This is a genomic window from Chitinophaga sp. sic0106, from assembly GCF_019219075.1.
GTDB lineage: Bacteria > Bacteroidota > Bacteroidia > Chitinophagales > Chitinophagaceae > Chitinophaga.
The window spans coordinates 641,851-665,645 of record NZ_JAHUWJ010000001.1 but is presented as its reverse complement, the minus strand read 5'-3'; the positions used below and the strand labels follow the sequence as shown (position 1 = coordinate 665,645).

Here is a 23,795-nt window from a genome sequence, read left to right as displayed (position 1 = left end):
TTTGCCGCCAGCTTCCTTCAGATTCCATCTTACAATGGACACCCTTGCTATTGGCTAATGCTTCCTACTACAAAGCGCATTCGGGACTTGCACCCTAGAGCTATAACACATGCCTGGCACACATAAAAAAACCAGCCTTCGAATGAAGGCTGGTTTTTGAGGAAATAGATTACTATTTGGCTATCATAACTGGTACTGTACATAGTTTACCCTGTGGGGTTGAAACCGTTACATATACCATGCCTGCGGCTCCTTTGAGAGGCACCCTTTCATGGAAACTATCTTTCACATTGAGGTAACCACGCTCGTAAATTTTCCTGCCGGCAATATCATTGATAGTTATTACCAGATTCTGTTTTTCCGGGAAGAAGGCATGGACCATTATGAAATCTGTTGCCGGATTAGGATAGATTTTCATATCCCTATTTCGGACGACTTCTTCAGGAATCCCCGTTAGTACTTGCTGTTTCCATACAAATGGTGCGCTTTCAGCGGTGAGTTTAGTACCGTCGATTGTAGCGTATATCCGTATACGTGATTTAGCGTAGTTAACACCGGTGGTGCTGCCGTATTTGAGTGGCACCTGCCAATCGAAGGCTCCAGTATTAGCGGTGTTTAGGGCAATGGTGGTCCAGGTGGCGCCGTCATCGTCGGAAATATCAATGGAGAGGAGGGCGGTGCTGATGTTTTGTGCATCCCATTTAATCTGGTAACTAACTCCCGTTTGAAGTGTATCCCCGCTAGCAGGTTTCACAACATCGAGTGAAGGGATATTTTCACTAGTTTTAATGGTGAAGCTTTTTTGTGTGGCAGAAAGTAAGTCATTGCTTTCAAAAGTGGCTACACGAAGCATGCAATTACTATTTATTTCTCCCAATGTTCTCGCAGGGAAAACCCTGGCATTTTTGATTTGAGAGGGAATCACCCACTCATATTTACCGACCAAAGCGGGTGCTTTATCGACCATTTGCCAGGTATAGCCACTATCCAGGCTTAGTTCAATCTTCACAGAATCTTCCAGGTTATAGGAAGCCCAGGTGACATTGAAGGTATTGCCACTTATCAACACTTCACTCCCCACAGGAGACTTGAGCAATAACAATGTAATATTTGAGCGGGTAGCTGCACCATCGTAACTACCTCCCATATATTTTTGTGCAACGGATACTGGTTCAGGTTGGATAATAACAGGAACAGTAGAGTCAGCGACATTCCAGGCAGTGTCCTGCACCTTAAACTGGAATGTAGTCCCAATTCCGCCATTAACAATGGTGTTATAGGCACCACGATTAGCATCTACTTTATTAGCCACCAATATCCAATTTCCGGAATCTACCTTTTTATAGATATTCACCGTATCAAGGCTTGCGGCAGACCATTTCACTGGCCATACCATTCCTACCTGCGCAGTGGTTCTGCTGGGTATAATTTTAAGAGATTTACTTCTGATGTTGAACCTGGGAGAAATGAATAAGCTATCTCCTACTGTTAATTTTATTAAAGCACTTACCGAGGTCACATTAGGAGTAATCCATTCATAAGAAGTGGGTGACAATCTAGTACCCGTATTAATATTCACCCATGTAGCACCACTATCCAGTGAATAATAAAAATGGATGGAGTCGGATGTATTTCCGACCCACGAGATAACAGTTGAAACTCCTGCTTCAACTTCAGCATTCAACATTGGTGCTTGTATGATAATGGGTTGAAAAACGTAAGTAGATGCTGTTGCATGACCATCATAAATTCCACCATAATACTTAGAAGTATTGCTGACTGGCATTCCCGATACAGGACTGGCAGGTTGAAAATCTCTAAATGTGGCTGGATTAGAAACATCTGAAATTTTAATGATAACATTTTTTCCTGCTAATGACGCTGGTACCACCCAATTAAAGTAATTCAAACTTGCTGGTATATTGTTGGCGATTACACCGGAATTACTGCCGTCATTCCAGGAGATATTCACTTTAGTAATTCCGTCATATTTCCATCTGAGTAAAACTGGCGAACCTGTTGTCCATTTATTGCTTATGCCCAAAAAATAGCCGACGCCGGATAAGAACCAATAATTGGTACCCATGTCTGTTTATCATCAATGGAATATTCAAGCCGCACATTGTTAAATTGGAATAGGCCCATCGGATGATTTGGGTACTTCCTCCTGGCCAGACTTCTCCGCCGGCAGGTGCCATTATTTGCACAGCCTGTGCCTGAACCTCTATACGCAGAAATGTTACTAGCCATGTGAGTAACAGGCTATAGCATAATTTATTCATATTTCTAGGATAAAGGTCAGGATTAGTTTTCTTGCGGTGCTGTTCTTACACCCCGGAAGCCATATCTTGGAAAGTCTATTACTTCTATCAGACCAGAAACAGTATTATCTTTCCATCCAGGCATACCCCAACCAGGTGCTGTGGTGTATGGTCCTGATTCAGATGCTGGCATGGGTAGAACACCTGTACCATGAATTTCATCCGATGCGCCGATTGCACGATTGTACAGGAAAACATACTCATACATGTTATCTGTCAAATTCATCACCCCATAATAAGCAGCACCGGAAGTTTGACGGTTGCTGGTAGGGGTAGCAAAAATACCTACCCTAAACGGGCCACTTCCCTGGTCTCCATTTAGGAATGTCTTGTTATTCACATACTCATTACCTTGGATATTCAATTTCTCTGTCCCATTCTCAACACCATTAACCTGGTAACCACTTGCAAAGCTATTGCGGTATTGACTTCCGAATGCACCTTCGTTTGGAACGGGAGCTAATGGCCCCCGACAAGCCTTTTCGAATTCAAATTCTGACATAGGACGCAGACATGCCCACACTGCAAATGGTAATGAAGTAGATTCGTTGCAAATAGCAGCTCTATCTGGCCGGGTTACGTAGTATACATTATCCTGCAAGAATATAGTATTTCTGTTGGTGAGGTTCGGATAGAAAATCCATGGTTTTCTTCTGTTAAGATTAACTGCCGAATCAGCGGGGGCAACAGAAAAGGAATTCATGAAATCTGTCAACTGACCTTGTGACAACTCATATTTCATGCAGTAGAATGCCTTATAACCCGTTGGGTAATGTGCATTTTCAATGATACCATCATTATTTGTATCCAGTCCCCTCAGCCCGTCAATTTTTGCAATGGATCCAGGTGTTCCGGGAGAGGAGGTAAAACTTTCCGAGATGGTATCAGTAACAACTATGTAATCCCGCCCACCCGCTGCGTTACGTATGGAGCCTGAGCTATTGGAACTATCCCCTGCTGCAAATGAGCCTTCTGGAATATAGACCATTTCTGTCGCAAATACTTTTACTTCAACATCACTGATAGAATTTAGTCCTTCCGTGCCATAGTTCCATGATAGTTTCACGCCCGTAATTTCGTTATTCCCGTTACCATTGCTTGTTCTATAAGCAAAAACACCCAGCCTGTCGGCAGGAAGATTTAATCTGAATGGAACGTTTCCGCCTGTAATATTATGCCCATTTGCTGCAAGCTTAGCATGTCCCCAACTGCCGTTAGAGCGCTTGTACTTTACGAATATCCAAGCGGCGTCCCAGTTAATATCATCTCTCTAGGAGTTGTCCCAAGAGAGGTCAAACTGGATTAGGACAGATTTGGCAGTTTCATCATTTGAAACCAGCGAGACTTTTTTACATTTATATTATTGGCATAACTAGTAACAGGCACAAAAAATGCTGTAAGTACCAGGATAAAAGATATAAACTTCATAGGTAAACTTTTGTTTCTACGGTATAGGCCACAAAGTTAACCATATAATAAAAATTCGTGGCTGTATCAGCAACAAATAATGCACTTCGTCCTACCGGACGAGCTTTGAGAAATAGCTATCCTGTTATTATTTCTAAGACTTTTTATCTTGTTCCTGTTGCAGCATTTATATAGCCTCGTTCCACTAAGATTCAAACTCACTTAATTCGAGCCATCTCATTCCCTTTTCATCGAGTAGCTGAAGAATTTCTCCCATTCTGCTGGTCAAGGGTTCTATCTTTTCAAAAGCGAGCTCTCCGCTGGACAACGCGTCTTCAATATTCTTCTTTTCTGCTTCTAATTTTTCGATATCCTTCTCCAGCAGCTCGAACTCTCTTTTCTCTTTAAAGGACATTTTTTTCGGCTTTTCGACAGCAGCTGTAGCGATGGTAACATTTGAAGCAGTGGGTTTTTCAATCTTTTGATTCTGCGATTTTTTACGTTCCTCTTCCCGTTCCGATTCGCGATATTGGGAATAGTTACCTGGGTAATCACGAATTTGCCCCTGCCCTTCAAAAACAAACAGGTGGTCTACCAGTTTATCCATGAAATAGCGATCGTGACTTACGATGATAATACAGCCCTGGTATTCCTGTAAAAATGACTCCAGGATGCTAAGTGTAGGCAGATCCAGGTCGTTTGTAGGTTCATCCAGCACAAGAAAATTTGGGTTTCTAAAGAGGATGGAAAGTAAATGCAGCCGTCTTTTTTCGCCTCCACTTAATTTTGAGATATAAGTATATTGTTTTTCTGCCGGAAACAGGAATAGCTCCAGAAATTGAGCAGCACTTACCTTTGTACCGTCAGCCAGAGGAAAGTTTTCAGCAATATTTCTTACGAATTCTATCACTCTCATGTCCTCTTTGATCAACAAACCTTCCTGGCTGTAATCGCCGAAAACGATGGTTTCTCCCACATTGATCTTGCCGGAATCGGGTTGTTCTTTTCCAAGCAGCATGTTGATAAAGGTAGATTTACCCACACCATTCTTACCAACTACGCCTACACGCTCACCTTTTTTGAAAGTATAATCAAATCCTTTTAGTATGTTTAGCTCACCGTAGGACTTATATACTTTCTTTAATTCAAGGATTTTTCCTCCCAGACGGGTCATTTTCACGTTCAGTTCCAGCTGTTGATCCTGTATACGTGTGGTGGCCTTTTCTTTTACTTCGTAGAAATTATCCTGACGCGCTTTTGACTTGGTGGTACGGGCTTTAGGCTGCTTGCGCATCCACTCCAGCTCTTTACGGTACAGGTTGCGCGCTTTTTCTACTGAAGCTTTATCGCTTTCCTCGCGGGCAGCTTTCTTTTCCAGGTAATTCTCGTAGTCTCCCTTATATATGAAAAGCTGCTCCTGATCAAGTTCCATTATTTCATTACAAACGCTGTCCAGGAAATAGCGATCGTGGGTTACAAGTAACAAGGTTACTTTTTCCTGATCCAGGTAATTTTCCAGCCATTCGATCATTGAAACATCCAGGTGGTTGGTAGGTTCGTCCATGATTAACAGCACATGTCTGTGCTCAAAACCGATATCGATAAGAACTTTAGCCAGCGCCACACGTTTTTGCTGACCACCGGATAGGCTACCCACTGGCTGATCTAGGCGATGAATATTGAGCTTACCAAGAATTTGCTTCACTTTGGAATCAAAATGCCAGGCATTCAACTCATCCATCTTGGCTATAGCATTCGTTAATGCATCATGGTCAGGCTCCATTCCTTCGTCAGTCAACAGTTCATATTCCTTGATTGCGTTGAGTATAGGATGACTATGATCAAAAATATTTTCTAATACATTTCTAGAAAGATCAAAATCTGCTTGCTGTTCAAGCATTACAACGGTAACGTCTTTATGAATCCAGACCTTACCTTCATCCGGGCTTTCCTTACCACATAATATCTTGAGTAATGTCGATTTACCGGAGCCATTAAGGGCTACCAGTGCTATTTTATCACCTTCTTCTATATGAAATGAAATATCCCGGAAAAGTGGTTTGGTTCCGTATGATTTTGTGAGTCCTTCTACTGTAACGTAATGCATAAGGCGAAGTTATAAGGATAATTTCAATTATCCAGCTGTCGAAAAGAAAAGCCGAAGAGCTCTGAGTTAAATTAATTTTTTTGTTATATTAGGACAGACCATGAGATTCATATTATATTTATTATCACATTTATACCATGCTCATCTTTCTGGCAATTAAGGTTGAAACTTTTTTATAAACACTTCAATGAAAAAACTAGGACTATTGTACAAAAATTGCAGAAAATCGGGTACTTCCGTTATTTCTCTTCTTATTCGTTATTGCTATTATAGAATTAGTGGCAAACTGTTGCTCCTACATCAACGAGCAATAATTAAAGGCTCTAATAACATAATAACAATGGCTCCAGTATCCGTGGGCACATCCTTTGTGGGATTTTGTCATCGTAAAGATTACACATACCTGCATATTGAAGGGCAATTATTATTCAAGGGCAAATTCGCCATAGGAAGAGGCTGCAGATTTGATATCGGTATGAATGCCAAGGTTACCATCGGGTCAAATGGATTTATCAATCCATTCACAAATATTATTATTACCGACAACCTCACAATAGGTGACGATGTTGCAATTTCTTGGAATTGCCAGATTCTGGACAATGATTTTCATGAAGTTCATTATGAAGGGAAAAAACAAAAAAGCAACAATATTGTAATTGGTAATAAGGTATGGATCGGTTCTAATGTAAGTATTTACAAAGGTGCTGTTATTCCGGATGGCTGTGTAGTGGCAGCAAATTCGGTTGTAAGAAACAGTTTCTCTGAAACAAATTGTATAATAGGGGGTAATCCAGCCAAAGTGATTAAATCAAATATTTCCTGGTCATAACAGACTATAAAGCATAGTAATTGAATAGATTGGGACTTGTCATATATAAAAAACAAAACTATGAAAAAAGCCCTTTTTGCCATAATAATTTTGGAACTGATAGCTGCACTGAACGCTAGCGATCTCTGCGCGCAGGTAGAGATTAACTATGTTGATCCTTTAATCAAGGTGTTTAAGGCAGATGTTACAGCAGCAAACATTACGCCGACACTAGATGCAGCACTTTCTGATTTTGTATCGCTCCAGTATGCAGTAAGATCAAACTATCCAGTAAAAGGCTTAAGTGCAACGGTAATAAGCCTTACCAATGGAGCAAATAAACTGACAAATTGTAAGATTAAATTTGTAGGTTATGTGAAGATTAATAATCTTGCAAAAGACCCATCCCCAGATGTGTTAAAACCTACAGACAAATTATATCCAGACCCATTGCTGGAAGCAGCAAGTATTGACATAGCACCTAATAGCACGCAACCTATTTGGGTTACAATTGCCATTCCTAATAATACAGCTCCTGGACTATACAAAGGTCAGATTAAGTTCAATGCCAGTATTAATGGGAAAGTGATTTCCAGTGTGAAAGATTTTAATATAAAAGTTTATCCTGTTTCAGTCATCAACTCAACCTTAATGATTAGTCTGAATCCATCGGTAGACAATAGTCGAATTTCTTCCATGGATAAATACAGGCAGATGAGCCGTAAAGAAGTAACAGAATACTCTCCTGAATTTTGGAGCCTGACCGAGAAAATGGCAAGGATGATGAAGGAATATCGCCAAAATATGGTATTATTTTATGTCATTCATTTGATAGATTATGGTTATTCCAACGGGAAGTATACCTTCGATTTTACTAAAATGGACAAATTAATAGGTGTCTATGAAAAGGCTGGTGTACTGACTCGTATTGAAGGAGGATATCTTGGAGGCAGAAATAACGGCTGGTGGGATGGTTTTGATCTTTTCTACTACAAATCACAAGGTGACAAAATTGTACTAAGCAGTGGCAACATTAAGAATCCAGAAGTAATTGCTTTTTACCAACAGCTCATGCCAGCACTGGTGCAGCATCTCAAAGCAAAAAATTGGATCAATAAGTATTATCAGCGATTAGTTGATGAACCCGTTGATGCCAACGCAAATTCTTATATTGAAATAGCCAAATTCATCAAGAAAATAGCACCGGAATTAAAAACAATTGAAGCAGTACAAACTACCAAAGTAACTGACTATATTAACATCAGCATCCCAGTTTTGGACTTTCTAAAGGACAATTACAATTACTACAAAAATCAAATAAATCAGGGCAAAGAAATATGGTATTATACGTGTTGGCTCCCTCAAGGTAATTATGCCAACTGGTTCATTGAAATACCACTTCTCAAAACCAGATATCTCCATTGGATTAATTTTAAATATAATCTCAAAGGTTATATACACTGGGCGTACAACAACTGGAACAATAATAGCCTCAGTGAAGGAGCAGAAACCAAATCGGGCGGATCCATTCTTCCTGCGGGGGACAGTTGGATCGTGTATCCTAAAACCGACGGTTATTTAAGTTCTATCCGTCTTGAAGCAGTAAGAGATGGAATAATTGATTATGAACTCCTGAACTTATTGAAAAAGAAGAATGCAAAGCTAGCATATCAACTTTCAGATTTACTTATTAAAAATTTTGATAGTTACAATATGGATGTAAAACAATTTAGAAACACAAGGCGCTTAATTTTAGAAGCATTGACTAAGTAGAAAATTGAACAATCTTGAAGTCTACATCGCTCATGGTTACCGTGGCTAATAACTTCGGTACCAACACATCAGTTATTTTTGTTGTACCAAAGTGATACAACTTCAAGTAGTATTAAAAATCGTAATAGAAGTGTCTAAATGTAGTCCTCAATCCTAAATTGAAAATTAAGTCAGTACTTTTACTAACATCGGTACTTAATCTTCTTGCACTCAAGGAGGTTTCTATCCTCAAATTGTATTTCGGATTCAGTACATATGCAATTGTTCCTTGTGCATATAAAAGATTGGTTCTTATTCCCTGTCCTATATAATTACCATACTCGTTTGGATGGGTAGTATAAGGCTTAGAAATATCATGTCCAAAATTGGTTTGTTCATTCGGATCATCACCATACATGGCATACTGTAATTCACCAGTAGCATACCACCTTTTATATCGGTAAGTTGCTATTCCCAAAACTTCTTGGAAGTTGGCACCTAAAGGATGCGCTAATGATTGGTTATAATGCTCATAATTAATGAGAGTACTTTTATAACTATAAGTATAAGGACGTACAGCATTATACTCCAACTGCAAATCCAGATTTTTTAACTTAAATACATCAAAAGAACGAATTCCTAATTGCCAGCTTTGTTTATTTGCCCACCAGCCGTTACCACTAAAAACTTCTTTTAACTTGAACTCATCTAATACAAGTTGCCCATAGATGGTTGTATTAGGAAATAACTTATACTTAGCATTCGCTCCAACTAATGCATTATCAGAAGATCCCTCTGAAAATTCTGCAGAACGAAGAAAAATAATTGGATTCATATAGCTCCAATCAAAACCTCTTTTCCTACCAGAAGAATCAGCATCCGGCCAAATAACTGCGTCAAACAAACCTATGGTAAATTTCTTGTTAACATTCCAATCCAGAAAATGGAACACACCCCACTTTTTGTAATAGCCGAGATCATCATAAGCAGTAGCAAAGCTTTTACTATGTTTATCCATAAATTGGGCCCACATAGCAGTGTACTGAACACTACCTAGAGTTCCTGTTAATTTTAAATATGGATAGCTAAAGGAGATATCAGATAATATTAGTGATCGATATCCATCCCCAATAAAGTTTTGTCCGTAACCAGCTGTTAAATTGAGATATTTATTGGGTGTGTATGACAGCAGCGCATTGGCATAGTTGTAGTCAAATGCTTTTCCATTACTGTAATCTTTTATACCTCCCTGTCCGGGAACTACATCATTCTTACGAATAAACTGATCTAAATAGGTAGGAAACTTACCCTGATTTTCAAAAAATGAGGACTCAAAATAAAACTTAGCCCCTATGTTGGCCTGAATAATTGCGCCTCGTGTATTTAACCATGTTGTACGACTGCCATCATGTGACTTACCAATTTGAAAGTCTGGAAGAAAGTCAATAAATACATTATAATCTGGCCTTCTAAACTCCAAAAGATGTTCCTGAAATAACTTACGGTAGATCCAGCTACGTTTGGTTGTATCCGGGTTTGTATACATTGAACTTGTATCAACATGCAGGATTGGCTTAAATGCTGTATGATGATTGGCTGAATCCATGTAAAGTTCACGGATGTTCTGGATGTTATAAGGCAATATAACTGGCAGACGCTCTTGTGCAAAGGAGGTATTGGCAAGCAATAATAAAGCTGCCAGCTTAACGAGGTATTTCATCAAGATGATTTTGAAATATGATTCAGGTTCACAAAAAACTGGTTTCACAAATATTATTTAAAGCAGTCACTGGCACATAAAACGGAACCCACGTACAGTTTTACCAAAATAATTGCGTAAAGATAATATTTTCAATCAAACGAGGTGACAGCGAGGGATAAGTATTATAAAGCATCCTGGCATTTAACCAGGATGCCAACAATCTACAGAAAATGCTCCTGATTATTGCTTTTCAATATTTCTGTTACATGCTTTATTTCCTGCTCATCACTTTTAGGATAAATCAGGAGGACATCTTCATCATCTACAATAATGTAATCATTTAGTCCTTTGATGACTCCTAATTTTCCTTGAGACAGATGAATAATGCTATTATTGGTGTCTTGCAAGTGCAGGTTTGAAGATGCATGCACGTTGTTGCCCGGCTTCTTCTCAGCTACCTCATATAGAGATGCCCAGGTACCTAAGTCGCTCCAGCCGAAATTTGCCGGAATGGTATAAACATTATTCGCCTTTTCCATTATTGCATAATCAATAGAAATATTAGGAGAGGCAGGATATTCACGATCAATAAACTCTTGTTCATTGGCTGTATTATAGTAGTTATGTCCTTTACTAAACAAGGTAAATATATCTGGTGTATGTTCTTTAAATGCAGCTAATGCAGTTTGTACACTCCAAATGAATATTCCTCCATTCCATACATATTGACCACTTGCCAGAAATTCTTTGGCTTTTTCCAACTTCGGTTTCTCTGTAAACTTATCTACTTTATGAACCCCGTCCACCTGAGCATTGTCATATTTAATATAACCATAGCCTGTATCGGGCCTTGTCGGAGATATACCCAAAGTAATCAGATAAGGGTTCTTAGCTGCTACTTCAAGACCTCGTTGTACTTTATCCAGGAATACATCCTCATACAATATGAAGTGATCTGAAGGGGCAATTACCATACAGGCGTGAGGATCTTTCGCTGCCAGCTTAAAAGTTGCATAGGCGATACAAGGTGCGGTATTATTGCGGGAAGGTTCGCAAAGAATATTTGCTTCCGGAATATCTGGCAGCTGCTGTCCTACAAGCGATTTATACTGGGTATTCGTAACAATATAAATCTGATTAGCTGACGTTAACTTCAGAAAGCGCTCGTATGTTAATTGGAGTAACGATTTACCAATGCCGAGTATATCGATGAACTGTTTTGGATAGCTATTCCGGCTCTTAGGCCAAAATCGACTTCCAACTCCACCGGCCATAATGAAAATATGAGTGTTCATGCTATGCTTCCTTATCTTATTACCCAGTTATTTTTCTTCACTTCATCGTAGACTTTAGCGATACCATCTTCCAATGCTATATTTGCCCTCCAGCCAAAACTATGTAGTTTTGTAACATCCATCAGTTTACGAGGAGTTCCATCAGGTTTGGAAGTATCAAATAAAAGTTCTCCTTCATAACCTACAATTTCCTTTATCATTCTAGCCAGATCACCAATTGAGATGTCCTCTCCTACTCCTATGTTGACTAACCCAGGCTCATTGAAATGTTGCATTAAAAAGAAACACGCATCAGCCATATCATCTGCATGCAGAAATTCTCGTTTAGGAGTTCCTGTTCCCCAAATATTTACGGTAGGCTGATTATTTACTTTTGCTTCGTGCATTTTCCTTAACATGGCCGGTAATACGTGCGAGTTATTCAGGTCGTAATTATCATTAGGACCATATAAGTTTGTAGGCATAACCGAAATAAAATTGCTGCCATATTGAGCGCGATAGGCATTACACATTTCAATCCCTGCAATTTTTGCAATGGCATAGGGTTCATTTGTCGGCTCTAAAGGTCCTGTCAGCAAGTACTCTTCTTTCAGTGGTTGAGGTGCCATTTTTGGATAAATACAGGATGAACCAAGAAACATCAGTTTTTTCACAGCACTTACATGAGCGGAGTGAATAACATTATTCTGAATCATCAGATTTTCATAAATAAATTGGCCTCTGTATGTATTATTTGCTAAAATACCTCCGACTTTAGCTGCCGCCAGAAAGACATAATCAGGCTTTTCTATTTCAAAAAAGCTTGAAACTGCTTGTTGATCACGTAAATCCAGCTCTGAGGACGTACGCAATACCAGGTTATTAAACCCTGCAGCTTGCAACCTCCTGACTATAGCCGATCCGACCATGCCTCTGTGTCCGGCAACATATATCTTGTCCTGTGGGTTCATGTTATTCAAATTGATTAAGTACTTTGTATCCATTGTCCTTCAGCAATTTTTCACGGCGGAACAGTTGAAGATCAGCCAATACCATTTCTTTTACAAGCGCAGGCAGGTCGTATTTCGGCTTCCAGCCCAATTGGGTTTGTGACTTTGTGGGATCTCCAATAAGCAATTCTACCTCTGTTGGTCGGAAATACCTTGGATCAATCGCCACTACTTCCTGCCCAATCTTTAGAGGACAATCCGCATTTGTATTTGTTTTAACATAGCCCTTTTCATCAATCCCTTCGCCCTTAAATTCGATTTCAATACCAACTTCCGAAAATGCCATAACAATAAAGTCTCTAACTGTTGTGGTAATTCCTGTAGCAATCACAAAATCCTCTGGTTTCTCCTGTTGAAGGATGAGCCACATAGCCTCAACATAATCCTTGGCATGTCCCCAATCCCGTTTCGCATCCAAATTACCCATATAAAGCTTTTCCTGCATACCAAGGGATAATTTTGCTACAGCACGTGTAATTTTTCTAGTCACAAAAGTTTCTCCTCTCAATGGGCTTTCATGATTGAAAAGAATACCATTACAAGCAAACATGTTATAGGCTTCCCTATAATTTACGGTTATCCAATATGCATACATTTTAGCCACTGCATATGGAGAGCGGGGGTAAAATGGCGTTTTTTCTGATTGGGGCACTTCCTGTACCAAACCATATAATTCGGAAGTAGATGCCTGATATATCCTTGTTTTTTCAGTTAATCCTAATATTCTAACTGCTTCAAGAATCCTTAAGGTTCCAATTCCATCAACGTCTGCCGTATATTCTGGCGCTTCAAAGCTAACCTGCACATGGCTCATTGCACCCAGATTATATATTTCATCAGGCTGTACCTGCTGAATAATGCGGATCAGATTAGTGCTATCTGTCAAGTCACCATAGTGCAACTTAAATCTTACATGTTTCTCATGGGGGTCTTGGTATATATGATCGATACGATCCGTATTAAACAGGGAACTTCTCCTTTTAATACCATGAACCTCATATCCTTTTGCCAGCAGGAATTCTGACAGGTATGCACCGTCTTGTCCTGTAATACCTGTAATTAAACAAGTTTTCATTTTTATATAATATTTTATTCAGCATTATGAATACCTACCTCCGCTGTAAGAGTTATTAAAACTACTCTTGAACGAGGCCTTCAAAAAAAGATATATTTTCTAGAGCTTTATTATAATCCTCAGGAATTCCAATATCAATAAAGAAGCCTGCTTGTGGCATTCCGTAAATATTGATTTTTGCAATGTTGGGCTCGAGAATATCTTTCTCAAGCGAAAATGCACCGCTATGACTATTAAAATATGGTTGAAGTGCAGTTTTCCCCAACATGATCAAACCTGTATTGATTAATCCTGATTTAGTTGGTTGCTTCTCAATGAATGATTCCACCCTTAACTGTTCATTTAACTTTACGACACCATATCTATCAAAGTTATGCATCTCGGTCAATGCAATGACACAATCAGCATTCTTGGAATGATAGTAAGTTTGAAGACCCGTGATATTTAGTTCAAAAAAAGTATCAGCATTTACAAGTAGGATCTCCTCCTCTTCAATCTGCTCAGTGCATAATTTGACAGCTCCTCCTGTACCTAAAGGTGTTGATTCTACAACAACTTTATAATTCAAATGAGAGAAACTTTCATCTAAAAATGCTTCAATTTGTTCATGAAGATAGCCTAAAGAGAAAACAAATTTAGTCACTCCTTCATTCTCCAAATACTTAAGCAAATAGAACAGAAACGGGGCATCACCAAGATTTGCCAAAGGTTTTGGACGATCGTTAACGACTGTGCGCAGCCTTGTCCCAAAACCACCAGCCAGAATTATTGCTACCATACTATTTTGATCTTACAAATTTCTTATAAACAGTTAATAATAGTTTATCAGGAAGGTTTCTCAATATGGTTTTAGAAACAACATGGAAATAATATACTGCATTTGAATGAAATCCGATTTTGTTAATAAAGGCGTGGCTGGCCAATTCACCTTTCAAAAACCGGGCTCCTTTCCTACGTTTGGTGAAGTCTTTACCTGTCCTGGCCTTTACCAATGCCGTTGGCATATTGGCGGCTTTATAACCTTTCACCAGAAATAAGGAAAAAAAAGCATAGTCTTCAGCAGCAGAAACCAAAGGATATCCTCCTAGTGAAAGTGCTACATCCCTTAAATATACAGTTACCGGATGGCAAAACGGGCTACGCCATTTTGCCATCTTTACTATTTCTTCATGCGATTGCGGTACTTGCCTAACTCCCAACATTTCCTTCATTTCCAGATCATACTCATCCACCGGAGCCGAGAGTAAGGCAGTTTCTGGATGCTGATGTAAAAATTCGAGTTGACGTTCAATCCTTTCCGGCAAGCAAATGTCATCCGTATCGAACCTAAATATATATTTGCCTTTCGCAGCAGCAAGCCCCACATTCAAGCATGCAGGCAGCCCCTTAGCGTCACCAGCATCAATCCATCGAAGTACTCCGGCAGGGAATGTTGTTTCATAGTAGTGTAGAATCTGAATTAGTTCTTCTGGCAAAGTACCTTCACAAACCAAAAGTATTTCGTCTGGTAAAACCGTTTGATTATATAAGCTAAGCAAGGCATCTTCAAGATATGCCGGCTTCTCTTTCCAGAATAGAGACATTAATACAGTTGACTCAACTTGCATATTCAAAACATTTCATCATAATGTGAACCCAAATCATATGGACATCTTCAGAAAGTTGCATATCATTCACTCCTGCATTAAGACTATAATCGGCCATTTCTTTCAATTTCCCTCCAGAAAATCCAGTAATACCAATAGTTATTGCCTTACTTTCTTTTGCAGTTTCCATGGCCTTAATAATATTCTTTGAGTTCCCACTTCCACTGATACCAATTACGACATCACCTTCTTCAATGAAATTCTTGAGTTGCTCGGAAAACACCACATCATACCCAACATCATTACTATATGCTAACATAGTTGGAATATTATCATTGAGACAAATGACCTTAAATCTTTTATCGCGGTTATAAGATACGCCTTTGTTTATATCGCAAGCAAAATGAGTCGCAGTAGAGCCAGATCCTCCATTTCCAAAAATGAAAATCTGCTTCCCCGTATCTCTAGCATTTTTTAATATCTCAGCCACTTCAAGTATCTCACTTTGATCCAAATTACGAAGCGTATTCTGTAATTCAGTCAGATAATTTGCTATAATATTTTTCATAATTAAAAGATTATTGTTGTACCTGAATTTTCAAATTTAAATTCCATTTCCATTAAGTGGGATAATGCATTACGAACAGCAGCTTTTTTCTGATCTGGCACGTAGAATAATAGAAATCCTCCACCTCCGGCGCCTAAGAGTTTTCCTCCGAGTGCCCCATTTTTCATAGCAAGCTCATAATTCTCATCTATATAGCTGTCTGAAATTCCTGATGCCAGTTCTTTCTTGTACATCCATCCCGTGTGTAATATCTCACCAACTGAATCAATCTTTTGAGCGATCAATTCTTCTTTAAGGGCATAAGCAAGCTTTACCATTTTATGCAGATTCTCAATTTTCCGGCTTTCCTCAATATTTGCTTTCTGTTCTTTCAGTACACTTCCGGCAGATCTCGTACGGCCAAGGTAAAACATCATGAGGTTACTTTCCAGTTGGTCTTGAATCAGTCTGGACAAGTGAATCTTTTCTATAGAAACATGATCATTGGTATGAAATTCAATAAAATTTAATCCTCCTACAGCGCAGGCATATTGATCCTGTTTCCCGATAGGTTCCTGTAAAAACTCAATTTCCACTCTACAAGCCAACTCAGCAATCTCCTGTTTATTGATATATTTTCCTTTATAGGCAGCACACAAATTAATCAATCCTGCGGCAAATGCGGAGGAAGACGCCAAGCCGGTGCCAGAAGGGATATCAGCACTACTATTGAAATCCACTCCTTTTATTTCAAAATATTTAAATATTTCTCTGATTAATGGATGCTTAATACTCTCAATATCATCTGTATATTCATTTGATGAATATTTCAGAAATATCTTTTCTTCTGCAAAATAAGGATGCATTGACAAATAGGTATACTTGTCAATAGAGGTACTGAGCACAGCTCCGCCATATCGGCTGTAATAGGATTTCAGATCACTGCCACCTCCTGCGAAGCTTATTCTAAATGGGGTACGACTAATAATCAATTTATATCGTTTTAGAGTTTATTAATTCGCGAACCGTTTGACGAACTGCCATTTCGGAGCTTAAAACAGGTTTCCAACCAGTACTTAATATTTTTTGTATGTCATATTTAAACTTCGGTACATCTCCAATCCATCCTCTATCCCCTCCGGTAAAAACTATATTCCTTTTTTCTTCCAGTTCTTCAAGAACAAGCTCAGCAATTCTTGCCACATTGATGGTGTCAATTCCTCCCACATTAAAAATGTTATATCGTTCAGAATTATGCTGTAACAAATATAATATGGCATTAACCAGGTCGCTTACATGCAGGTAAGATTTTTCCTGTTGTCCATTACCAAGTACAGTGAGTTCTTCCTTATTCTTCTTCACCTTATTGATGAAATCATAAATGACACCATGGGTACTTCTACCTCCTACCACGTTAGGAAATCTGAAAATATAAGTTTGAATACCGTAATTGTAGGAGAATGACGAGAGAAAGGCTTCAGATGCAAGCTTACCGGCCCCATAGTGAGAAATCGGGAGGAGAGGGCCAAAATCTTCATGAATGTTTTCAGTTACATCACCGTAAATCGCCGAGGTAGAAGCAAATACTATCCGCTTACAATCGTATTTGCGCATTGCTTCCAACACATTCCAGGTAGTATTAAAAGTATTATCATAGTCTATTGATGGGCTATTGTGACTAATACTAATGTCAGAATTGGCTGCAAGATGAAAAACGAGATCAAACCTATGCTTTTCGAACAAACTATCTATCAGCTGTGGGGTATTTATATCTCCGATAACCAATTCCATTCTGTTATCTGTTGATAAATGCGTCAGATTTTCTTCGGTACCAAGCATGAGATTATCCAAAGCTACAAGCTTATTTACTTCGAATGTTTTTAACACCTCGGTACAAAGGTGACTTCCAATAAAACCTGCACCTCCCGTAATTAAAATATTATGCATACGCCTAAAATTAATATTTGACAGTTAGATCAATATAGTTTTTTGCTTTTCTATAGGCAATCCCATCTCTAATCCCCCTCGCGATGTTTTTCGCATAAACACGTCCTCCTTTCAAGAATATTGGGTAATAGAATAATTTCACTAAAAATTTAAAGCCGTTCTTGATTTTCCACTGTGTAGGTACATACTTGCGACCTGCCAAAATGATAAAATTCCTGAACTGATAATAGGTGCGAAACTGTGAAGAAATTGCAATGCTAATACCTAGTAGTTTGCGATCTCCTTCCCCCAATTTGTGATTTAACACAGCTTTTTCGTGAATAAAGCATTTATACCCTTTAGCAATTGCACGCCAACACCATTCAGAATCCACACCATCTATAAATAATTCTTCTTCCATTAATCCAACCCCTTCCAAAGTTTTCAGACTAATCAATGATCCGGAGCTCATAAGCTCTGACTTTTCCATTATTCCGGACATCACATAATCACGACTATTATCACTTAATTTGTATTGCTCATTTGTATCCTTATTGAGCGAAATTGGTCCTATTACCCCAACTGGCAGATCCATTTCTACCAGTGCATCGTATCCGTTACATAGTTCTGTAATCATATCTTGGTCGGGACAACTATCCTGATCAAATTGAAAAACATATTTATACCTACCTTCAGATTTTATTTCCCGAAATCCGATATTTTGGGCCGCTGCAATACCCCTGTTGCCATTCAGCGGAATATACCTGATAGCATTGTTCGTCTTGCTATATGCTAAAAGGGATGCTGATGTTTCTGGTGTATTATCAATCAAATAAATTCTTGCTATGGTTGGTTCAATCACACTTATTACATTAAGTAAATCACTGATGACTGGATGATAAAGAACGATTACCGCTGCCAGGTCTTCTTTGAAAATCATAGCAAATTGATTATTAAAATTACCTTTTTATAATACACGGGGACCTACCTGATCTGTGCCTCTAATTGTTTACAAATTTCATCTACAGAAAACCTGAGCATCAACTTCTCCAAATTCGCCTGCTGTTCACCATAGACTTCCAAAACATCCATTTCTCTCCTGCTGATCCTGCCAATAATGTCCTTCATTTCTTCCACATTCTCACATAAAAAACCAATATTACCTGCTATCTCAAACAGGTAATTTATATATACTTGTTTCAGACAAATAATGGGTTTACCATGACAAATCGCATCCATTAAGGAACCGCTGACTCTGTAAACATAATTTTCATTATCAAATGAGAAAATCGCGTAGTCTACATCATCAATATTCTTTTCATATTCTTGCTGAGAAATAATCTGATTATTGTTCGCTATCACTTCTACATTTCCACTTAGGGAAGTGAAGCCAGGTTCCATTTTCCCAATCAGCCGAAAAATCGGTTGCGGCTTCTCTAAAGCCTGACCAAAATATTGGGCAAGTTCCATAAAAACCTCAGATCGCTTTTTTCTCATGGCGATCCCCAAATGGCCAAAGACCACCGGATCTTTAGGCTTTGAAGCATATTTTACTGTTCTGGTAATTACAGGGTGGTCGACTGCTATTACATTTTCAGCTTTCACCAAACCTGAGGCTACAAGATTTCTTTTAATAATATCAGAAAGAACTATACAACTTGTTTGCTCTCCTAATGATTTCAACATTTGCTTATATAGCCATCCTTTTAACTTATTTTTTAGTGGCAAGCCATGTTGAAAAATAAATTCTAGTTCCCCATGGAGTACAAAATAAGACCTGAACTTCTTGCGCCTCACTTTCATTGCCGAATAGAGTAGGGATGAGGCACTCAGGCATGTAAAAATCAGGATATTTTGATCAGAAGCATTTGCTCTTTTAATATATTTACTGATAAACATCCAATCACCTATCTTCTTTTTCCCCCAGGGCAACAGTTTGGTTAGCTTTCCCCCTGGCAAAGGATCTTCCTCAAACGGCTCGAAAATCAGATTCTGAATATCAGAATTTTTAGATGCGATTAGCCCTGAATGCAATTTCTCAGCAACAAATAAGACCTGCTGGTGATCATAAATCGATGCAATTATTGCAGTAAGCGAGGCATTGAACATAACGTGATTATGTCCAATTACGAGCTTATCTACCATATATATTATTCCGTTACCCTCTTTCATTATGTCAACTGAGTTTTGCTAGTCGAAATATCCCATCCAGCTTGGATTATAGTCTAAATTTCTATTTCTTTCCCTGATTTTTTTTGCCGGAATACCTGCCACCACCGCAAAATCCTGAACATCTTTAGTTACAACAGATCCCGCACAAATAACAGCACCTTTGCCAATTTTAACTCCTGGAAGAATAGTTGCCCTAGCACCAATCCAGACATAATCATCAATTATTATGTCTTGTGAGCGATAGGAAAAGTTTACTGAGTTATAGTCATGATCTCCAGTTATCATGTGAACATCTGGAGATATGGATGCCCTGGCACCAATTCGCAATTTGCCTCTTCCATCCAGAACACATCTTCTGTTTATCACCGTACCTTCTCCAATTTCGATATTATTCCCCTGAACAAAACAGTGAAGATGAATACTGCTGCCGTATCCCATTTTGATCCCCATTATCCTCTTATAGTATCCATGTCGGATAAAGTAAAAAGGAATTCTATTAATCCAATAATTAGAGAAATATTCATGAAAGAAGACCTTTATACCAAATACCATCTTTTTAAAGATCGTCCGGCTCATAACCACTCTCATGTATTTGTAGCCATAGTATGCTTGCGTTTTTAGATTCCAATCATTATACCTCTTGAGTATATATTTGCTATCCTTCAAATGTCGATAAGGATTGTCAGATACGCCATCCACTAGAAAAGCAAAAATTGTATAATCAATATGCACAAATGAGTACTCTTTCTTGAAGCACTTGTATATAAAATCAAAATCGGCAGCAATCTTCAACTCCTGCGATATTTCGAATGGATTGTTCTGCAAAATTTCTCTTTTGCAAAACAATGCTCCGTGGCGAAAGCTGGGTCCTCTCCACATTTCATCATGTGAGTGACCTATAACCAAGTCAAATAAAGCGCCATCAGCCATTACCATTTTTGCATTCCCATAAATAAGGTCATTTTCTGCAAATTCCTTTGAGTACTTATTGAGAATATCCTCAAATACATTGCTGTGCATCAGGTAGTCGCCACTATTCACAAAAATTACAAATTCACCTTTACACAGCGACACACCCTTATTCATTGCATCATATATGCCCTTATCTTTTTCACTTACCCAATTCGTGATTTTATCCTGATATTGTCTAATTATTTCAACAGTCCCATCTGTAGACCCGCCATCAATTACTATGTATTCAAAATCGTTGGATGTTTGATTGATCACGCTTAAGACGGTCTTTTCAATGAGCGCAGCAGCATTATACACTACTGTTACCACTGAAAAGGTCGGACGAGGTATGTCTTTACAAATATTCTTAGAAATCATTCCAAACAATTGTTTAATTGTTGACTCTATAAGTTAAAAATGAATAAACGTTGGATGTCATAATCCGGGATACAGAGTTCTCCATATAGGCATTAGTATAATCGGAATGCAGATACATATTTGTATATAGCAAATTTACAGTTACCATCATGATTAGATATCCTAACACTAATACCTTTCTTTCATATCTCCTTATAGGTGAATTAAGTATAAAGAAAAAACAAATCACATAAAAAGGGGAGTATAAGTTTACATAGCGCACAAAATTATGGATACTGCTGTACTGAATCAATAGCAAACAATATGATATAATAATTACATTAAACAATGTTCTGGTTTGGACAGTAGTGTGTTTCACGCTAACTGCCACCAATATGATGATAATAACAAATAGCGAAAAAACACCAAAAAGGAAATAATTAATTTTGGTAATTTGCCAGTTTGATATTTCACTATAAAAACTGGCCTTTTCCCCAAGCACTCCACCAAATAGTCCCAGAATTTTATTCAGGTCTATTAATGATAATAGGCTGCAAAAAGCGAGTACTGCAAGAAAGTATCGATTTATATACCTTGATTTTCCAACTATCATCAAGGGCACAAATATTATCACTGATGTATGCACGAGAAGTGCCAGTACAAACAACCACCAAGAATATTTTTTCCCGTTGATTTTTTTTGCAATGGCGAAAGCCGCAATACCAGTAGCGCTGCTCTGCTTTAATAATTCAACCTCCATTGTAAAAAGGCTAGTACCAAAGAGAACCAAAATCAACAAAATGAGGAATGTATTTTTTGATACTTCTCCATTAAATTTCGCAAGCTCCAGCGAAGTTAATGCAAGAAAGAAATACGAAACAGATACCCAGAACAACGGGACGACCTGGGGATTTGTTGGAAATAACTTAGCCAGCATCAGCATGACAGATTCAAATACCAGGTAAACACCGCTATCAGTAACAAAAACAGTGATCACAAAATCCTGAAAATTTCGGATTTGGGTAAACATATTAAACTGTGCCGTATAGCGGGTGATATCAGTTGGCTCATCAAGGCTGACCGACTTTGCAGTGTAGGCTATTAACCCAAATGTTAAAGCTATCAATAGAGATAAAAAGGCTAATGAAAGCCCTTTTACTTCAACTTTATAAAACAGGTAAAGGATTAAAAAACTAGTCAGTACAGGAAAAGCCATCCACATTAATGTGATTAACAAGCTCAGTTGAATTTTTGATATGTCAATTGTCTTCTCCATCTAAAACTAGTTATACTGCACGCTTAAATATTTTCCTTGGTAATTGAAAATAAAGCTCGGAAAGTGTTTTCGTTTTGAATACACCCAAAAACAGGAATATGAATACGACAAACGCCAATACTGTGTAATATAAAACCAAACTCATACTTCCACTAGCCACAACTTGGTAGCCCATCAGACTCGCTACAACTAATACAATAGCCGTCGTAATAAAAATAATATCTGATTTTTTGAATAATGTTACAGCTTGAATTTGGTTCTTTTTGTGAAAACTGAGAATAGTTATCAATGCAGACGATACCAGACTAAGCGTTACACCAATAATAACCGCGATGCCTCCAAACAGCTTACCCAGAAGGACACCCAAAATCAGGTTCGACAAGCCAAGTACAATGTGGGATATCACATTCCATTTTAAATCCCCTGTTCCCATATTAATGAAGTATGCGGGCGCGGAAGCGATATTAAAGAGCCAGCCGACAGACAACAAAATTACACTGTTTACAAAAAATGGCTGATAACTACCTATCCATAAGATAGAGACCATAGGGGAGAATATATTTAGAAAACTGAAAACGATAATTGCATTCAGTGAAATGAGATCGAATGTTTTGAAATAGAATGTGGACATATCTACTTCCCCAGTCTCATTTTTCCGTGCCACCAATGGCACAATTGCCTGATTCGCCGATACTATTAGACTTCGGACCTGCATAATAAGTCTGGAAGCCATCTCGAAGTAACCCACTAATGTCAACCCGCCAAAAGAACTCAGGCAAAATTTGGTAATAGGATCAAATAGTAAAGAGCTTATTGATATTATCTGAAAATTAAGACCATACTTAAATAATTCTTTAAATGTTGCTTTTGTAATCAAAAAAGGGAAAAAGGAGAACCCTGACAATCTCATATATACAATAACGATTGCCAAAACCAAGACAAACAATCCCTGAATTATCTGTGCATACAATACTCCTGTCAATCCAAATTTAGGAACAATGAAAAAACTCAGTATTAGAAATAAAATAGATGAAAAAATATAAATCGCAGCGCGGAGATAAATTAACTCCATACCATCCAATACGGAGAGGAAGATTGCTCCAATAGTATTGAGAATAAGAGATGCCAATGCTATCGGCAACAATTGCCTTGCTTCCGCAACAGCAGCCGGCGGTACAAAATGTTGAATATTTACCGCCACAATTGATAATAATAGCAACGCAATTAGCAGCATCAATCCACCAACAGTAACCAAACTCGTGTGAATTACTTCCACTGCCTTTTTGATATTATTATTGGCTAAATTGGCTGAGATAAACTTTACAATGCTACTTGTTATCCCTAAATTGGCCAGATTGGCAACCGAAGTAGTAGCAGCAACTAATGACCAAAGTCCGAGCTTTTCTGCCCCTAATACTTTAAGTAAATACTTGTAAAGGAAGAAATATGTTACTCCAATCAGGATTGTTTGTAATACTGACGCCAACGCATTCAATGTCAATCTCCTATTCTCTATCATCATAA

19 protein-coding genes are annotated in these 23,795 nt (G+C 38.3%); 2 read left to right on the top strand and 17 right to left on the bottom strand.

Annotated elements, in window-relative coordinates:
* Positions 1-172: 172 nt before the first annotated feature.
* The 3 genes from KW844_RS02830 to KW844_RS02820 all read right to left on the bottom strand — a co-directional run bounded on the left by KW844_RS02830 (position 173) and on the right by KW844_RS02820 (position 5,835).
* The gene (locus KW844_RS02830) at positions 173-2,086 is read right to left on the bottom strand and encodes a hypothetical protein (protein WP_218375177.1); all 1,914 of its coding nucleotides are present in this window, start codon (positions 2,084-2,086) and stop codon (positions 173-175) included.
* 218 nt (positions 2,087-2,304) lie between these two features.
* On the bottom strand, positions 2,305-3,387 hold the full coding sequence (locus KW844_RS02825) for a hypothetical protein (RefSeq protein ID WP_218375176.1): 1,083 nt from the start codon (positions 3,385-3,387) through the stop codon (positions 2,305-2,307).
* Between the two features lie 546 nt (positions 3,388-3,933).
* Entirely contained in the window at positions 3,934-5,835 is a 1,902-nt protein-coding gene (locus KW844_RS02820) for an ABC-F family ATP-binding cassette domain-containing protein (protein WP_218375175.1), read from the bottom strand.
* Between the two features lie 187 nt (positions 5,836-6,022).
* Here KW844_RS02820 and KW844_RS02815 point away from each other — a divergent pair, with 187 nt between their 5' ends.
* Both KW844_RS02815 and KW844_RS02810 read left to right on the top strand, forming a co-directional pair.
* Entirely contained in the window at positions 6,023-6,664 is a 642-nt protein-coding gene (locus KW844_RS02815; protein WP_218375174.1) for an acyltransferase, read from the top strand.
* A gap of 60 nt (positions 6,665-6,724) precedes the next feature.
* Positions 6,725-8,416, top strand: a complete 1,692-nt coding sequence (locus KW844_RS02810) for a DUF4091 domain-containing protein (protein ID WP_218375173.1) — start codon at positions 6,725-6,727, stop codon at positions 8,414-8,416.
* Between the two features lie 112 nt (positions 8,417-8,528).
* Here the strand turns inward: KW844_RS02810 and KW844_RS02805 are convergent, their stop codons facing one another.
* From KW844_RS02805 to KW844_RS02740, 14 genes are all read right to left on the bottom strand, one after another.
* Positions 8,529-10,115, bottom strand: a complete 1,587-nt coding sequence (locus KW844_RS02805) for a hypothetical protein (RefSeq protein WP_218375172.1) — start codon at positions 10,113-10,115, stop codon at positions 8,529-8,531.
* Positions 10,116-10,318: 203 nt separating this feature from the next.
* Positions 10,319-11,392 carry a mannose-1-phosphate guanylyltransferase gene (locus KW844_RS02800; protein WP_218375171.1) on the bottom strand — a complete coding sequence of 358 codons (1,074 nt, stop codon included), beginning with the start codon at positions 11,390-11,392 and terminating at the stop codon, positions 10,319-10,321.
* Between the two features lie 11 nt (positions 11,393-11,403).
* Entirely contained in the window at positions 11,404-12,342 is a 939-nt protein-coding gene (locus KW844_RS02795; RefSeq protein ID WP_218375170.1) for a GDP-L-fucose synthase, read from the bottom strand.
* A 1-nt stretch (position 12,343) separates the two neighbouring features.
* Positions 12,344-13,456: a GDP-mannose 4,6-dehydratase gene (gene gmd / locus KW844_RS02790; RefSeq protein ID WP_218375169.1), complete on the bottom strand. Its 1,113-nt coding sequence runs from the start codon at positions 13,454-13,456 to the stop codon at positions 12,344-12,346.
* A gap of 61 nt (positions 13,457-13,517) precedes the next feature.
* Positions 13,518-14,234, bottom strand: coding sequence for a sugar phosphate nucleotidyltransferase (locus KW844_RS02785; RefSeq protein ID WP_218375168.1), 717 nt, complete (start codon positions 14,232-14,234; stop codon positions 13,518-13,520).
* A gap of 1 nt (position 14,235) precedes the next feature.
* Positions 14,236-15,063, bottom strand: coding sequence for a glycosyltransferase (locus KW844_RS02780; RefSeq protein ID WP_218375167.1), 828 nt, complete (start codon positions 15,061-15,063; stop codon positions 14,236-14,238).
* On the bottom strand, positions 15,053-15,610 hold the full coding sequence (locus KW844_RS02775) for an SIS domain-containing protein (RefSeq protein WP_218375166.1): 558 nt from the start codon (positions 15,608-15,610) through the stop codon (positions 15,053-15,055). Before KW844_RS02775 ends, KW844_RS02780 begins: the two co-directional genes overlap by 11 nt.
* Before the next feature lie 2 nt (positions 15,611-15,612).
* Positions 15,613-16,581 carry a hypothetical protein gene (locus tag KW844_RS02770; protein ID WP_218375165.1) on the bottom strand — a complete coding sequence of 323 codons (969 nt, stop codon included), beginning with the start codon at positions 16,579-16,581 and terminating at the stop codon, positions 15,613-15,615.
* Position 16,582: 1 nt separating this feature from the next.
* Positions 16,583-17,536: an NAD-dependent epimerase/dehydratase family protein gene (locus KW844_RS02765; protein WP_218375164.1), complete on the bottom strand. Its 954-nt coding sequence runs from the start codon at positions 17,534-17,536 to the stop codon at positions 16,583-16,585.
* A gap of 10 nt (positions 17,537-17,546) precedes the next feature.
* Positions 17,547-18,455, bottom strand: coding sequence for a glycosyltransferase family 2 protein (locus KW844_RS02760; RefSeq protein ID WP_218375163.1), 909 nt, complete (start codon positions 18,453-18,455; stop codon positions 17,547-17,549).
* Between the two features lie 44 nt (positions 18,456-18,499).
* Complete coding sequence (locus KW844_RS02755) at positions 18,500-19,687, bottom strand: hypothetical protein (protein ID WP_218375162.1); 1,188 nt, start codon at positions 19,685-19,687, stop codon at positions 18,500-18,502.
* A gap of 18 nt (positions 19,688-19,705) precedes the next feature.
* Positions 19,706-21,016, bottom strand: coding sequence for a glycosyltransferase (locus KW844_RS02750; protein WP_218375161.1), 1,311 nt, complete (start codon positions 21,014-21,016; stop codon positions 19,706-19,708).
* A gap of 13 nt (positions 21,017-21,029) precedes the next feature.
* The gene (locus KW844_RS02745) at positions 21,030-22,271 is read right to left on the bottom strand and encodes an EpsG family protein (RefSeq protein ID WP_218375160.1); all 1,242 of its coding nucleotides are present in this window, start codon (positions 22,269-22,271) and stop codon (positions 21,030-21,032) included.
* Between the two features lie 10 nt (positions 22,272-22,281).
* Positions 22,282-23,793, bottom strand: coding sequence for an oligosaccharide flippase family protein (locus KW844_RS02740; protein ID WP_218375159.1), 1,512 nt, complete (start codon positions 23,791-23,793; stop codon positions 22,282-22,284).
* Positions 23,794-23,795: the final 2 nt, after the last annotated feature.

Excerpts from the sequence above, each read along its gene's own strand:
- KW844_RS02830 (WP_218375177.1), bottom strand. The coding sequence starts at position 2,086 with ATGGGTACCAATTATTGGTTCTTATCCGGCGTCGGCTATTTTTTGGGC.
- KW844_RS02820 (WP_218375175.1), bottom strand. The coding sequence starts at position 5,835 with ATGCATTACGTTACAGTAGAAGGACTCACAAAATCATACGGAACCAAA.
- KW844_RS02815 (WP_218375174.1), top strand. The coding sequence starts at position 6,023 with ATGAAAAAACTAGGACTATTGTACAAAAATTGCAGAAAATCGGGTACT.
- KW844_RS02810 (WP_218375173.1), top strand. The coding sequence starts at position 6,725 with ATGAAAAAAGCCCTTTTTGCCATAATAATTTTGGAACTGATAGCTGCA.
- KW844_RS02805 (WP_218375172.1), bottom strand. The coding sequence starts at position 10,115 with ATGAAATACCTCGTTAAGCTGGCAGCTTTATTATTGCTTGCCAATACC.
- KW844_RS02800 (WP_218375171.1), bottom strand. The coding sequence starts at position 11,392 with ATGAACACTCATATTTTCATTATGGCCGGTGGAGTTGGAAGTCGATTT.
- KW844_RS02795 (WP_218375170.1), bottom strand. The coding sequence starts at position 12,342 with ATGAACCCACAGGACAAGATATATGTTGCCGGACACAGAGGCATGGTC.
- gmd (WP_218375169.1), bottom strand. The coding sequence starts at position 13,456 with ATGAAAACTTGTTTAATTACAGGTATTACAGGACAAGACGGTGCATAC.
- KW844_RS02785 (WP_218375168.1), bottom strand. The coding sequence starts at position 14,234 with ATGGTAGCAATAATTCTGGCTGGTGGTTTTGGGACAAGGCTGCGCACA.
- KW844_RS02780 (WP_218375167.1), bottom strand. The coding sequence starts at position 15,063 with ATGCAAGTTGAGTCAACTGTATTAATGTCTCTATTCTGGAAAGAGAAG.
- KW844_RS02775 (WP_218375166.1), bottom strand. The coding sequence starts at position 15,610 with ATGAAAAATATTATAGCAAATTATCTGACTGAATTACAGAATACGCTT.
- KW844_RS02765 (WP_218375164.1), bottom strand. The coding sequence starts at position 17,536 with ATGCATAATATTTTAATTACGGGAGGTGCAGGTTTTATTGGAAGTCAC.
- KW844_RS02760 (WP_218375163.1), bottom strand. The coding sequence starts at position 18,455 with ATGATTTTCAAAGAAGACCTGGCAGCGGTAATCGTTCTTTATCATCCA.
- KW844_RS02755 (WP_218375162.1), bottom strand. The coding sequence starts at position 19,687 with ATGAAAGAGGGTAACGGAATAATATATATGGTAGATAAGCTCGTAATT.
- KW844_RS02750 (WP_218375161.1), bottom strand. The coding sequence starts at position 21,016 with ATGATTTCTAAGAATATTTGTAAAGACATACCTCGTCCGACCTTTTCA.
- KW844_RS02745 (WP_218375160.1), bottom strand. The coding sequence starts at position 22,271 with ATGGAGAAGACAATTGACATATCAAAAATTCAACTGAGCTTGTTAATC.
- KW844_RS02740 (WP_218375159.1), bottom strand. The coding sequence starts at position 23,793 with ATGATGATAGAGAATAGGAGATTGACATTGAATGCGTTGGCGTCAGTA.